This window comes from Chryseobacterium fluminis, from assembly GCF_026314945.1.
GTDB classification, from domain to species: Bacteria; Bacteroidota; Bacteroidia; order Flavobacteriales; family Weeksellaceae; genus Chryseobacterium; species Chryseobacterium fluminis.
The window spans coordinates 2,166,562-2,179,922 of sequence record NZ_CP111121.1; the positions used below are offsets into that span (position 1 = coordinate 2,166,562).

14 protein-coding genes and 1 pseudogene are annotated in these 13,361 nt (G+C 38.9%); all 15 read right to left on the minus strand.

Annotation, left to right across the window (positions count from 1 at the left end; translation table 11 throughout):
- Positions 1–101: 101 nt before the first annotated feature.
- Complete coding sequence (locus tag ODZ84_RS09860; RefSeq protein ID WP_266176846.1) at positions 102–353, minus strand: hypothetical protein; 252 nt, start codon at positions 351–353, stop codon at positions 102–104.
- A gap of 181 nt (positions 354–534) precedes the next feature.
- Positions 535–732 (minus strand): hypothetical protein, encoded by a 198-nt coding sequence (locus tag ODZ84_RS09865; RefSeq protein ID WP_266176847.1) that lies wholly within the window; start codon positions 730–732, stop codon positions 535–537.
- A gap of 7 nt (positions 733–739) precedes the next feature.
- Positions 740–1,345: a hypothetical protein gene (locus ODZ84_RS09870; RefSeq protein ID WP_266176848.1), complete on the minus strand. Its 606-nt coding sequence runs from the start codon at positions 1,343–1,345 to the stop codon at positions 740–742.
- A 151-nt stretch (positions 1,346–1,496) separates the two neighbouring features.
- Complete coding sequence (locus ODZ84_RS09875; protein WP_266176850.1) at positions 1,497–1,922, minus strand: hypothetical protein; 426 nt, start codon at positions 1,920–1,922, stop codon at positions 1,497–1,499.
- Positions 1,923–2,093: 171 nt separating this feature from the next.
- Positions 2,094–2,447: a hypothetical protein gene (locus ODZ84_RS09880; RefSeq protein WP_266176851.1), complete on the minus strand. Its 354-nt coding sequence runs from the start codon at positions 2,445–2,447 to the stop codon at positions 2,094–2,096.
- Positions 2,448–2,453: 6 nt separating this feature from the next.
- Positions 2,454–3,563, minus strand: a pseudogene (locus ODZ84_RS23115) (RHS repeat-associated core domain-containing protein); the annotation flags it as partial.
- An 18-nt stretch (positions 3,564–3,581) separates the two neighbouring features.
- Positions 3,582–4,043, minus strand: a complete 462-nt coding sequence (locus tag ODZ84_RS23120; protein WP_323136909.1) for a hypothetical protein — start codon at positions 4,041–4,043, stop codon at positions 3,582–3,584.
- A gap of 143 nt (positions 4,044–4,186) precedes the next feature.
- The gene (locus ODZ84_RS09890; RefSeq protein WP_266176852.1) at positions 4,187–4,363 is read right to left on the minus strand and encodes a hypothetical protein; all 177 of its coding nucleotides are present in this window, start codon (positions 4,361–4,363) and stop codon (positions 4,187–4,189) included.
- A gap of 43 nt (positions 4,364–4,406) precedes the next feature.
- Complete coding sequence (locus ODZ84_RS09895) at positions 4,407–4,529, minus strand: hypothetical protein (protein ID WP_266176853.1); 123 nt, start codon at positions 4,527–4,529, stop codon at positions 4,407–4,409.
- 28 nt (positions 4,530–4,557) lie between these two features.
- Positions 4,558–5,067 (minus strand): hypothetical protein, encoded by a 510-nt coding sequence (locus ODZ84_RS09900; RefSeq protein ID WP_266176854.1) that lies wholly within the window; start codon positions 5,065–5,067, stop codon positions 4,558–4,560.
- An 8-nt stretch (positions 5,068–5,075) separates the two neighbouring features.
- Entirely contained in the window at positions 5,076–5,831 is a 756-nt protein-coding gene (locus tag ODZ84_RS09905) for a hypothetical protein (RefSeq protein WP_266176855.1), read from the minus strand.
- Positions 5,807–6,226, minus strand: a complete 420-nt coding sequence (locus ODZ84_RS09910) for an RHS repeat domain-containing protein (RefSeq protein WP_323136910.1) — start codon at positions 6,224–6,226, stop codon at positions 5,807–5,809. The genes ODZ84_RS09905 and ODZ84_RS09910 overlap by 25 nt, the downstream gene beginning before the upstream one ends.
- Positions 6,227–6,517: 291 nt before the next feature.
- Positions 6,518–6,967 carry a hypothetical protein gene (locus ODZ84_RS09915; protein WP_266176856.1) on the minus strand — a complete coding sequence of 150 codons (450 nt, stop codon included), beginning with the start codon at positions 6,965–6,967 and terminating at the stop codon, positions 6,518–6,520.
- Positions 6,968–6,973: 6 nt separating this feature from the next.
- Entirely contained in the window at positions 6,974–10,480 is a 3,507-nt protein-coding gene (locus ODZ84_RS09920; protein ID WP_266176857.1) for a DUF6443 domain-containing protein, read from the minus strand.
- Positions 10,481–10,579: 99 nt separating this feature from the next.
- Positions 10,580–13,357, minus strand: coding sequence for a hypothetical protein (locus ODZ84_RS09925; protein WP_266176858.1), 2,778 nt, complete (start codon positions 13,355–13,357; stop codon positions 10,580–10,582).
- Positions 13,358–13,361: the final 4 nt, after the last annotated feature.

Consider the following 13,361-nt stretch of genomic DNA (forward strand, 5'->3'; position numbering starts at 1 on the left):
ATATAACTCGATCAATGATACAATTTCTGATATCTCTTGGGTCTTTAACAGGATCTGAAAATAGGAAGTTTTGCCTAGACCATTCATAGAATTCTCAATAACTAATCTATCAGATCCATTGTTTTATCAATTCTAACAAAATTTCCATACTGGTTAAATATAAAATCATCCGGAGGAGATCCAAATTTCGTAAAATCAACATGCGAAAACGGATTTTTCCCATCTCCATTCAAAAGAGAAAAAGTAGCCGAAACCGATTTGAAATTTGCGAACCGTCCTGCATCCATATTTTCTTTGTAATTCTTGAAAGCGTTTATAGCATCCTGACCCATAAGTTTTGGCGTTATTTCCATCTGGATTTTAAAATAAGAGGCCGTCTCACAACTCGTGAAAACGGCCTTTTTTATGAAATTTTCCTGTATCCATATACGAGAATGGTCTTCGTTTAAACGATTCTCAACCCACATCGTTTAGTTGTGATACATCTTCCTTCTTTATTATCCGCTCAAAGTCGAGAGACTTTGCCACCGGGGTTTATTTGCTGTCAAGGTATCTAATCAATAGCCCGATTATAATCGCTATTGGAACTATAAAAAACCCTGCCATGCTGTTTTTGCCGCCTTCGATTGCCGGATTGGCATTATATGCTTCCCCCATTTTTTTAGAGTTGCATCTATAAATAAAAACCCATCTGATAAGAGCTCCGAATCCTCCGAATATAAAATCTATCATATAATTGTTATTTTGGTCCTAATTGATAAATACCTTTTTTGACTCCTGTTTTGACAGCTGTATTGACTCCCCAGTTTGCTATTGCACTTTGGAAAGGTTTGAATCTAAACCCAATACCCATTGTCATCGTTTCTATCCCAGGAATAGCTATTTTTTTGAATTTCTCCTTCTCGCTCATTATAGTAGTGCCATCTTTGTAATTTAATGTCTTTCCCAAAGAGCCATTTTGGAATCCCCATAAGGTCATATCCATTTTTATGTGTTTGTCTCCCGCTTCTCCAGTTTTAACAATGTCAACCAGCGCAAGCCCAGTTCCGTAAAAAAGATATCCTACAACCTGCACTCCCTCAACTGGTTTTGAAATTACATTATCTGCAATAAAATTCCAAGATTTTCTCCATAAAGAAGGGTCTTCCCCGTCAGGGCAGCAGTTTTGCTCTGTACTGCTTGTTGAACTTCCTCCACCATAACCTTCGATCTCATCTGCTCCAAACTTTGTAAAATCAACATGCGAAAACGGATTTTTTCCGTCTCCATCTAAAAGAGAAAAAGTAGCCGAAACCGATTTGAAATTTGCGAACCGTCCTGCATCCATATTTTCTTTGTAGTTCATGAAAGAATTAATGGCATCCTGACCGTGTAAGTTTTGGCATCGTTTCCATCTGGATTTTAAAATTAAACCCCAGCAATTTTACTAGGGTTATTTTTAGTGACTCGAGGTTTATAAATCTGCAAGATAAGGGTATAATTTTTATCATAAATTATTAATTCATACTACCATTGTAAATACTAATTGTTTCCCACCAGTTAGTTTTGCTATCTTTTCGTTTTAAAGTAAAAATAATATACTTTTTATGATCAGACAGAGAAAACGAAACTATTGCAAGATTTTCATTTACAATGTAGTCTGATAAAAACAAATATTTTTTTTCTTTAGGAATTCTATGGACAATTTGGATATTTTTAACTAATCCATTTTCTTCATGATGATAATTTAAATCATATTTACTAATTTTTTCAGACTCATCCACAACAATAATGTTATTATTTTCCATAAAATTACCTAAAGAATAGTAAGTAATATAATTATTAAAAAAATAATCATTAAAGCTTTTGTATTGAGCTTTAATAGCTAAACAATACAACAATAAACTAACAATGATGAAGCGTGTTAAAATTAAATTTTTCACTTATATAACAAATTAAAGCTCTTTTCAACTATGTATTTATATATTCAAACATTGAAATAATAAATTTCTATATTCATCTAATGTCATCTTGGAAATGTTCTCAGGATTCAATTTCTAACTTTTTTATAATTTGTCTTTAATTACGTCTCTATCTCTTTCATATTAAGCATTTTATAAACCACTACCCTTCGATATATGCCTTATCATTTTATCTTTGAAATTCTCAAAGCTAGAATCCCAAAAGTGAGGAGACTGAGTGTAAAAAACTCCTAATTCATCAATTATAAATGCCAACCTTTCTGAACAATCATCTTCGAATTCATTTTCTCTATAAATAGTATCTGCATACTCTCTAAAATCATGATATGTTAAAACGTATTTATCTTTGTATGAATTTATATACTCAAATAATGATATCACAAAATTTCTATATTCATCAAGGGTTAGTGAACAAATATTTGTTGGAACTAGATCCGTTTTTAACTTATCTTTAATTTTTTTAATAATAATATTTCTTTCTTCCATACATAATTATTTTACAGCTTGCCAAAGTGGCGCAGTACTTTGAACTAATGTTTTAAATGTTCCTATATTCATAGAAATTGCAGGACGAATTTGTCCATAATTAGGATTATTAGAGTTATAGACCGGCTGCCCTAGTAAACCATATGATACTAAAGAACTTGCCGGCACCCTAAAAAGAGTCGTTTTATTATCCCCAAAAGGCACGTTTGATGGTGTAATATCTCCATAACCAACAGTAACAGACAAACCATTTCCAAAAAGAGGAGTTATCATCGTAGAATTAGAAAGAAAATTAACATCCGCAGGTCTTAAACCTAGTTTATTTGCACCTTCTCCAACCATAGGTATACCATTTACACTTCTCATATTTCTATATAAATATAAATTTCCTGGTTTATCTGCTGGTATATCCGTTGTTCCTGTAAGAGGAATATCATAACCACGGGCACTTGAACTGTCTCCATTCAGCATTAATGGTAAAGACCAAATACCGGCTTGGGTTAGACTTCCTAATACAGTTCCGGCCACGGTGCCAACTCCTCTTAAAGCTCCGGCAACCGACCTCGTTATAATACCGAGGTCATATCCTTCCAATGCAACTGCTCCTACTTCTACTGTCCCTACTCTTGAAACTGTGGCCCCCGGTAAAGTGGTTGTAATGCCTGCTCCTCTTCCTCTAAATCTATCGGTCAGCCAGCTGGCGGCACGTTCCCACCAACTTGGTCTAGGTCCCAATGCTGTATTAGGAGTTGAAGCTCCTCCTATGAACCGTTTTCCGTTATAGTCCATCCCGCTTCCCATTCCATCACTGAAACCGCTTCCGGTATTAGTGTTAGTACCACTTCCTAATCCGGATAATCCATCCATAAAAGATTGGGATAATCTTCCATCAGGATCTATAAAAGACACGGGATTATTAACCCCATAATTATACGGCGTATGTCTTCTTAGAGCTTCCGCCAAAGGATCCATCACACCCCATCTTCCCAGTTCCGGCATATACATTCTCGCTCCGTAATCGTTCCAGCCGGTTTCCTGTTGGAGTTCTTTACCGTTATACTGATATTTATACGCAGGATTTCCGGCTAGGGTATTGTACCCTTCATGCTTTAATCCAAAAGGATAATAGTTGTTTTATTCAAGAACTTCTGCGCCGTTCCCATTGTTAAAGTAGCTTACGCGTACATTTCCCAGATGGTCTACATAGCTGTAAATATACTTATTATTCTCAAAATTATAATATCCTTCTGCGGTAGGGACAAATTTGATCAGGGGATCTGCGTTGGTCGACACGATCTCGTACTGGAAACCATCCAGGTACTCCGTGATTTTCTGTTTGTATACTGAGTCTTCACTGTATTTATATACTTTCTTCAGCTTGGTACCATCGGCCCGGTAGGTAAAGGCTGTATTCACATTCTGCCATACGCCTCTGGTAAAGTACAGCTGGTCAAACTTCATGGCGGTTGGAAGATCAAGAAAATTGTAACGGATCTCTAAAATTCCCTTATCCTTATGCTCCTTCATATTGCCGTTGTCGTCATACACAACAGGTGTTCCGGATACATCCGATTTAAACCAAAGAGGCCGTCTCACAACTCGTGAAAACGGCCTTTTTTAAGAAATTTTCCTGTATCCTATACAAGAAGGGTCTTCGTTTAAACGATTCTCAACCCACATTGTTTAATTATGATACACCTTCTTTTCTATTTATTGAGAAATAAGATTATATTAAGCCATTACCACTCTCTCCATTCTCCAACAATATCTCCATCTAACGAATTATAGTTCATTAGATGACCTGTTAAAATAATAATTTCAGCTATTTTGTCTCTTTCGATGGTCTCAATTAAGGTTTCATCGCAACTTTCATTTAGCTCATTCAGACTAAGAACTGTAGATTCTACAATATCCATAGCTTCTTCTCTAGATCTTGTTGCAAAAACCTTTATAGAATTATCACTGATCTATGTCGTCATGATAATAAGCTGTTTCCAATTCCTCCATATACTCATACAGACCATTTCTAAGATCAAGTATAAAATAATCAACTTCCTGACTTCCTGTTGATTTTAATTTCATTTAATTTGTCTTTTATATTTTTTTGCCGTTATTCAAAACCAGGATAAAAGAAACTATAGTTTCCGGTTTTCATTCTCTCAACAATATCATAAGGGTTTACAATTAACCCGATTTCTGATTTTCTATTTTCTCCTTCTAACTTATTAACTCTGGTAACTTCATCATCGTTGATTCGCCAAACATACCATTTATTTGAAACAAGTATACGTTCTTCACCTTCCTTTCTTCCGAATTGAGAAGTTCCTCTGAATATTATTTCTTTTATATTTCCAACTTCTTCAATATTTCCTATTTTTTCCCATAGTTCTAACTTTGCACCGAACTTTGTAACACAGTGAGCGTAAAACAATATTTCATCATCAATCACCTCTTCTAAAGTAGGATTTTCATTAATTGAATATTTTTTCTTGAATGCTCTAACCACATCACTATTAAGCTGAGTCAGATCAAATGCAATAAGTTGCATATATCTTTTTTCAGTTGTAGAAATAGGAACAGCGAAAATATCTCCTATTTTTGTAATTACTCTTTTTGCCATTTTTTCATTTATTTCTCTATTCCAAATTTCCACCAATTTTTTGGTGCAATTGAGTTAATCTTATTTAAAAGTTGTCCTCCATTTTTTTGTAGTTCATATTGATTAATAAGATTTTGCTCCATAATTCTAGCTTGCCTTCTTGTTAATCCGGACGCTCCTTCTATCGTTTCAAATCTAAGCAAAGACCGTTCGCCACCATTCGCTATATGCTCTGCAAAACGAGTTGCCGGGCTCCTAGAGGTTATTCCCACATATCTTACTATTCCCTCCTCTAGACCTTGATAAACACTGTATGTCCTTACACTTCGGGATATGACATTTCCTGTACCTGACGTAAGCATACCCAAGGCCGCTTCCTGAATGAGAGGATTCTCAGATACCATCATTTGCATCTGCGTTTTACCTCTAGCGTCACTTGGGGAGCTTATAGTCGCTCCTGCATATAAATCTCCTTTAAATAGAGATGCATTTATAGCTTGATTTAGATCTGGTAAGCTTGACAACATGTCCTGAAGTTCAAAATTTACACTATACCTTCCATTGGCAAACAAGCTTACAATACCATATGCTGAAATATAATTTCCTGTTTTACCCAGATACTTTTCAAAAGGATCAGATGTTGCCTGAGACGTGGCGTTATTATTCCAATAAACTGAATTAGTAAGAAAATTAAATACCCAATCAGTAGGAGCAAACTGGATAAAATCAATATGCGAAAACGGATTTTTTCCGTCTCCATTCAAAAGAGAAAAAGTAGCCGACACCGATTGAAATTTGCAGACCGTCCTGCATCCATATTTTCTTTGTAGTTCATGAAAGCATTAATGGCGTTCTGACCCGTGTAAGTTGTGGCATCATTTCCATCGGGGTCAATGATCATGACAGGATTGTTGATGGCATAATTAAACGGACTATAGCTGTTATATTTTTCTGATAACGCATCCATCACGCTCCATCTTCCCAGCTCCGGCATATACATTCTCGCTCCGTAGTCATTCCAGCCGGTTTCCTGTTGGAGCTCTTTACCGTTATACTGATATTTGTACGCAGGATTTCCGGCCAGGGTATTGTACCCTTCATGCTTTAATCCAAAAGGATAATAGTTGTTTTCTTCAAGAACTTCTGCGCCGTTTCCATTGTTAAAGTAGCTTACGCGCACATTTCCCAGATGGTCAACATAGCTGTAAATATACTTATTATCCTTAAAAATTAAGAAGAGTTGTTTATGTCGAAAAAAAAATTAATAACTGTAGTATCACGAAATCTATAGCAGCGATCTCATTTAATCTGGTAACCCTTATTTTAAAGAAAAGAAGGTGTATCATAACTAAACAATGTGGGTTGAGAATCGTTTAAACGAAGACCCTTCCCGTATAGGGATACAGGAAAATTTCATAAAAAAGGCCGTTTTCACGAGTTGTGAGACGGCCTCTTATTATCTGCTACGAAGTTACATTAAACTAAAATATATTTTCCGTTGCTTAGATGACTTGATGATGTTATCAATGTATTCGTAATTGAGTTGTACATTATTTAAATTTTCATCAATAATTACTAATTCTTTTGAAGCGCAAAATATTATAATATTTTCTAAAATATTTTCATAAGGAATTCTAAAATCAATTCTAAACGATGCAGAGGTAATATAATCCGAGTTATCAAAATAAACCTCTAAACAATTAGAATCCTGCTCACCATATAAATCAATACTATTACTCCAAGATTTATTTTTCTTTAATACATGATCCATTTCAGAAAATAAATTCTTGTGTTTGTGACTGTATATCCAATATGGTTCTTCATCTAAAAAACCATCCTCTATAAATAATTCTTGAGTATTAGATAAATCATATAAACTTCTTTTTTCAATTAATTGAAAATTATATTGCCATAATGCCATAATAATCTATTTTACTTTCATATATCTCCAATATCCCGGACTGCTACCTTCCATCATTAAATGCTGAGTTGTTTGATACCCTGCGTATGGGAGCTTAACCTGCTGAACTGGCACATTCTGAATACCTGCTCTTTGTGCTGAAAAAAACCTATGGTGACCGTCAACTATATATTTTTGCCCATTAAATTCAACATATTTTATAGGATCCTTAACTCCATTCGCTGCTACATCATTAAGAAGAGTTTGCATTTGAGTTTTTGACTTTGTTATTGCATGAGTAGGATTAAGTGATGACAAAGAGGCTGTTTCTACCGTTTCTACTGCTTCGGTTGCTGTTAATGCAGTACTTCTTAAAGCACCCCTTATTGCATTTCCAATTCCGCTAGTTGCTGCCATCAATGCTGCTTCCTGTACCATAGGATGTTCTGCAACCATTGTCTGAATGTCAGTTTTTCCTCTCGAGTCAGGAATAGAGCTAAATGAAGCCCCCCAAGGATTACCAGGTGATGATGCAGTACCTAAACCTCCTCCTTCAGCACTACCTGTATAAAGTGTATTAACTAATCCTTTTGAATTAAAAGTGTCTTTAATACTTAAATTGAGGGTATGTGATGTTACATTCCAAGTTCCATTATTACCTTTGTTAACAGATACATTGTAATTACCAGAACCTAATTGATCGGCCCATTGTTCCGCATGGATTCTAGCATCTGACTTAGTTAGGTTATTCCAAAATCCCGCTCCTCTAACCCATCTGCCATCAGGATCTGTAAAATTGATTGGGTTATTTACAGTATAATTATATGGCGAATATCTTCTATACATTTCCGCCAACGGATCAACAACTCCCCACCTTCCAACATCCGGCATATAAAATCTCGCTCCGTAATCGTTCCAGCCGGTTTCCTGTTGAAGCTCCTTACCGTTATACTGATATTTATAGGCAGGATTTCCGGCTAGGGCATTGTACCCTTCATGCTTTAATCCAAAAGGATAATAGTTGTTTTCTTCAAGAACTTCTGCGCTGTTTCCATTGTTAAAGTAGCTTACGCGCACATTTCCCAGATGGTCTACATAGCTGTAAATATACTTATTATTCTCAAAATTATAATACCCTTCTGCGGTAGGTACAAATTTGATCAGGGGATCTGCGTTGGTCGACACGATCTCGTACTGGAAACCATCCAGGTACTCCGTGACTTTCTGTTTGTATACCGAGTCTTCACTGTATTTATATACCTTTTTCAGTTTGGTGCCATCGGCCCGGTAGGTAAAGGCCGTATTCACGTTCTGCCATACGCCTCTTGTAAAGTACAGCTGGTCAAATTTCATGGCGGTTGGAAGATCAAGGAAATTGTAACGGATCTCTAAAATTCCCTTATCCTTATGCTCCTTCATATTGCCATTGTCGTCATACACAACAGGGGTTCCGGATACATCGGGATAGCCCCTGTAGTTGGTGGAAGCATCGGTTACCGTATTCAGTCGGTTTCCGTTGTACTGGTAGGTAAGATCATCGATCTGTTCTTTAATTCCGTTTACCCCTTTGCTGTTTCTCTGCAGGGAGGTAATATTTCCGTTCATATCATAGTCGATGCTTTCATTGAAGAAATCATTGCCCGGAATCGAAGCATTCGGTTCAGAATAGGTAGCCTTTTTCAGGCGGTTCAGCGGATCATACTGGTACGAATATCTTTTCAGGACCTCATCCTGCGCCGTTCTCCAGTCGACCTGGGAAATATTACCATTATATTTTCCGGCCGCTGCATTCTGGTATTTCATTTCATAACCGAACAGCTTTCCGTTCAGGGCTGCCGGATCATTGATCTTCGTCATCCAGCCGCGGATGTTGTAGGCATAGTCGATGCTCTGCAGATTGTTGCCTACTTTCTTATTGGTAAGCTGGGAGAGTTCATTATATCTATTCTCCGTCAGAAGCTCCTGGGGCTGGCTGTTGACCTGGTGCCAGTGCTTCATCAGCCGGTTCTGACTGTCGTACTCAAAAGTCTGGGTAATGATTTTTTCGGTATCGGCGGCCAGTCTTTTATGGTATGTTTTGCTTTTCCTGGTGATGCCTGCAAAATCAAGCTCACTTTCCGTTTTGGTATACCCTCCGAGATGATTCAGGGCTAGCCCGCCGATTGATCTGCCTTTGACATCAAAGTACACGAAACTTTTGGTCCAGCTGTCGTCTTCTATATTTTTTACATAAGAGGCCAGCGGCAGGTCTTTGGTATTCTTACCGCTGGTGCTGTGTCCGAACTGTTTCAGCACTTTCTGTCCCATAATCTCGGTCGGGATCACCACTCCGGACGGGAGCGCCGGATAAGTATCATAATAATTGACCGTCAGAATCGTCATGCTTCCCGTAGGAAAAGCATTTTGAGTGTAGAAAATATTTTCCCCGTTCTGGATGATCGGGTTGGTATTATCCCTGCTTTCATTATTTCCGGCGTTGGCAGCCATATTGTTCAGCGAATTCTGCATCGTCGCCCGGTCGGCCGTATTGGCAAAAAAACCGGTATATACTACCCTTCCGAAAGCGTCATACTTGGTAAAGACCCATCCTCTCTTCAGAAAATTATTGGCAGGAGATCTTAAATTGGCATCCTGGGTAAGGACCAGCCGGTCCTGTTTATCATACACCATATATTCCCAGCCTTTTCCGGGAAGTTTTTTCTCGGCAAGCCTGTTTTTGCTGTCATACCGGTACTGGTAGCAAAGATCTGCCAAAGTGGAAGCTGATATAGCCGCCAATCCTGAAGCCAGAGGAGGAATGACATAGGCCAACTGCTTATAATCATTGTACACATAATACGTATCCGCATTCTGGGAACCACTTACCACTTTACGTACCAGCACCGTCTGGCCCGTACCGTCTTTGAATTCGATGCTGGTATTACCGTCTTCATCCGTCACGGTATTTTTGATCAGTATGCCGGCCCTGTATTCAGAAGAAGTCTGGAACTGGTTAATGTACAGCTTCTGCGCCGTATCCCAGGTAGTGGAGACCTCATATTTCTTAACATGGTCTGCAGCCGCATTGATGTCGTATCCGAAGACCACCGGCTTATCCGACCACGCTGCTCCCACCGATTTCTGCTGAAGCAGTCTTTCCAGAGGAGAATTTTCCAGCACTTTCTCGGTGAAGATCTTTTCATTGGCGTAAAAATTCCCTGCATCGGCCACGGGATAAGGATTCAGTCCCGAAGACTGCGGATAGATCTGGCCGTTGGTGGTAGCGCTTTGCGGAACCGGGAGATAATCGCGGGTCTGCCTTCCGAGCTCGTCATAAACAATGGGAGTGACCAGGTCTTTTCCTGAAGGAGTGGCTTTGATCCCGATCACCTGTTTCGGTCTTCCCAAAAAATCGAAATACTGGATGGTTTCCACCTTCCTGATACAGGTTGAATCTAAGCAGGTGGTGCTCTGAATATAGTTTTCTGAATTGGTCTGCGCATGGAATAAGGCTGCTACAAACAGGGTCAGGTATTGTATTATTTTTGCTTTCATAATAGAAAATAGAAATTAGAAGTTAGAGGGTGGAAGTCAGGGGTACGCAATCCGTAAAGGATCAGATTTCTCCATGGCTTGTCACTCACGACTTGTGAATTACTGTTTGTAGTTATATTTATATTTCTTTAAAACATTTCCGTTTTCATCGGTGATCTTGTCTAACCTTCCGGCTTTATCGTATTGGTAGATCTCGCGGATTCCGGAAGGCGGGGTCATGCTCTTCATCCCGACCAGCGGATCGTAGACATAGGTGGTGATCTGAAAACCTGCCAGTTCCGCCTTATTCCTGAAAAGATCCAGCGCATTCTGCAATGCCTGCTCGGAAGTACCGTCGGTATCGGCGTCGGATCTGGTCACCATATCGGAGATATAAGGTGAAACCTGGCTGTAGGTTGCGCCCTCTATTTTGGCAATCGGCTGGGTTTTGTTATAACCCCAGACTACAGAAACCGGGATCCCGTCTCTGGTGGTATACTCTTCCAGATTTCCTTTGGAATCATATTGATTGAAAATGACTTCTGAAGCCAGAATATTCTGCGAATCATAGGAAACAGCTGAAGAAGGCAGTTTGTTGGCCGGATTATCATATTTCGTTTCCGATCTCGCCATGACGATTCCTGCATCGGCATTATTCTTTTTAATCATGGTTTTCGTTTCCAGGGGGATGCTGGTCATATTCGCGGTAAGCAGCTTCTGGTTATTTTTTTCCAACGGATACAGGTAGCTGGTTTCCTGGATGCTTCCGTCGAAGGCAGTAGCTCTTTCAAGCGTGACAAAATAATGTGCCGGACTTCTGAAAACCTCCTGCTTCGCTTCTGCCACTCCGGAACCGAAGAAATTTCGGGAGACGCTGCTTTGGTTTCTGATCCACGTGGTTTTGATATAATAAGATTCTGTACTTGGGGCGCTCAGGTATTTCGGACCATCATATTCTTCAAATGTATAATCGTATATCTCCTCTGATACTTTTTGGTTAGAAGCATTGTACGCTTCTTTTTTATCCAGAATTCCTTCACGGGCAAGGTTAAAGTTAGGCCAGGTCTCCTGTCTCGGATAGTCATCCGGCGCTTTAAAATAATATTTCGTGTACCCTGTATTTCCTCCTCTGGAAACTTTCACATTTTTATAAATAAGGCTAGGATTAGCCATTTCTCCATTGATAGAACCGCTTTCTACAAGAATACCACTGCTTTTTGCAGGATCATCAAATCTATTATAATCATAATGCTCTACCTTTGAAGGGACAGCGGACAACATATCAGACAGGCCTGTATCAAAATATTTAATTTCTTTTACCCTGGCCAAACCTTTGAAGGATTTTAAAGTGATGGTATCGGTAGCCGGACCGGTGATGAGTTCTGCAGAAAAACTAACCGGTTCGGTCAGCGAGAAATTAAAGTCATTGGAAAATAAAGTGACATAATACTCTCCGGGTTCAAATGATCTGGTCTGTGATACTTCGTAACCAGGATCCGGATCCAGAGCAGGGCCTACCGCATTATGGATGCTGTAATTATTGCCTGTTTTCTTATGAAACTGTAATGCCCAGGTATGATCCGGTAAATTGGCTAAATTTTCAGCTGTTATAATAAGGTCACTATTGGTGTTCTGACTGTTGGGAAGGACCGTAAAAAAATATTTTTTGGCCGTTCCGTTGATCTGGTCAAACGTAATGTCATTCCCGATCGGTTCGCTTGTGGGAGGATTTTTAACAATCTCAGTTTTAAAACTGTAAGGGGTATAATCAAAATTATATTCTATGACTCCGCCCGTGGGAAGGATGATCCTTTTTAACACCTGTGAAGATATGGATTCACCTCCATCCGTCCCTGAAGATATAAGATTATAAACAAATTGATATTTCTCCAGCGAATTTCCATCTGCGTCAGTCCGGGTAAATGAATTTAAAATTCGAAGCCCAGGATTGAGATAAGTATATTGCAACGTATATCTGTTGATAAAACGGTTATCGTATGTTTTTAAGGTAATATCATTAATTTTAAAAGGATCATTGATTTTGTTACCGGTATTATCTTTAGTCGTATTAATATCAATAATACCCCGGTCTTTTATTTCGATACGGGTAAGCTTATTGGCTTCCGTATCGGTGTACTGGTTGGTTCCAGGAGGGTAGATAAGGTCTCTGAAGTAAGTATATTTAACCAGCTCCTGATTGTTTTCATCTGAAATGGACGTTAAGTAATACGTACTTCTGTACTGCTTATCTGCATAAAAGCTTCCATGATGGCGATCGTCCCGCGTCCACACCTGCATCCTGTTGATATCATACGTCTGAAATTTATAAACAATCCCTTTACTGCTGGTAATGGTAAACGAATCAATGATTAGTGTGGCAGGATTTGCTGCTGCCGTATATTTGATCACAGACGTATACGGGGTAAGTTTGGTAACGGTGTAGGTATTATTAATGGTGTCCCTGATAATCCTGAATTTTCCTGACTCTTCCGGGGTGCTGAAATTGTACTGGTCATCATACTCATTTTTCCGGTAGTTTACAGAATTGATGTCATCAAAGGACTCATCAAAATCACTGATTACTTCTTTGGAAATCGCTCCCGTTCCCAATAGCGACCATCCTTTCCCGACGTTGCTTACCCAGCTCTCATCATCGACATTGCCAGAATGATAATTCAGTCCCAGGCTGACTTCCACAAACTTATTGTTGGTAGGAACCGAAATCAGCGGATACGAGATATTCGGAACCCCCGTTTGTATTGAAACCGGGATATTGGTGTAAGTCGCCAGCGATGACGCCGTGGGCGTAGGCAGGGTGACGCCGTGCTGACTCTGGGTCTGGCTGTAACAGATCTGACAGCTTAGCCAGGTAACCATCAGTAAAAATATATTCTTCATTTTT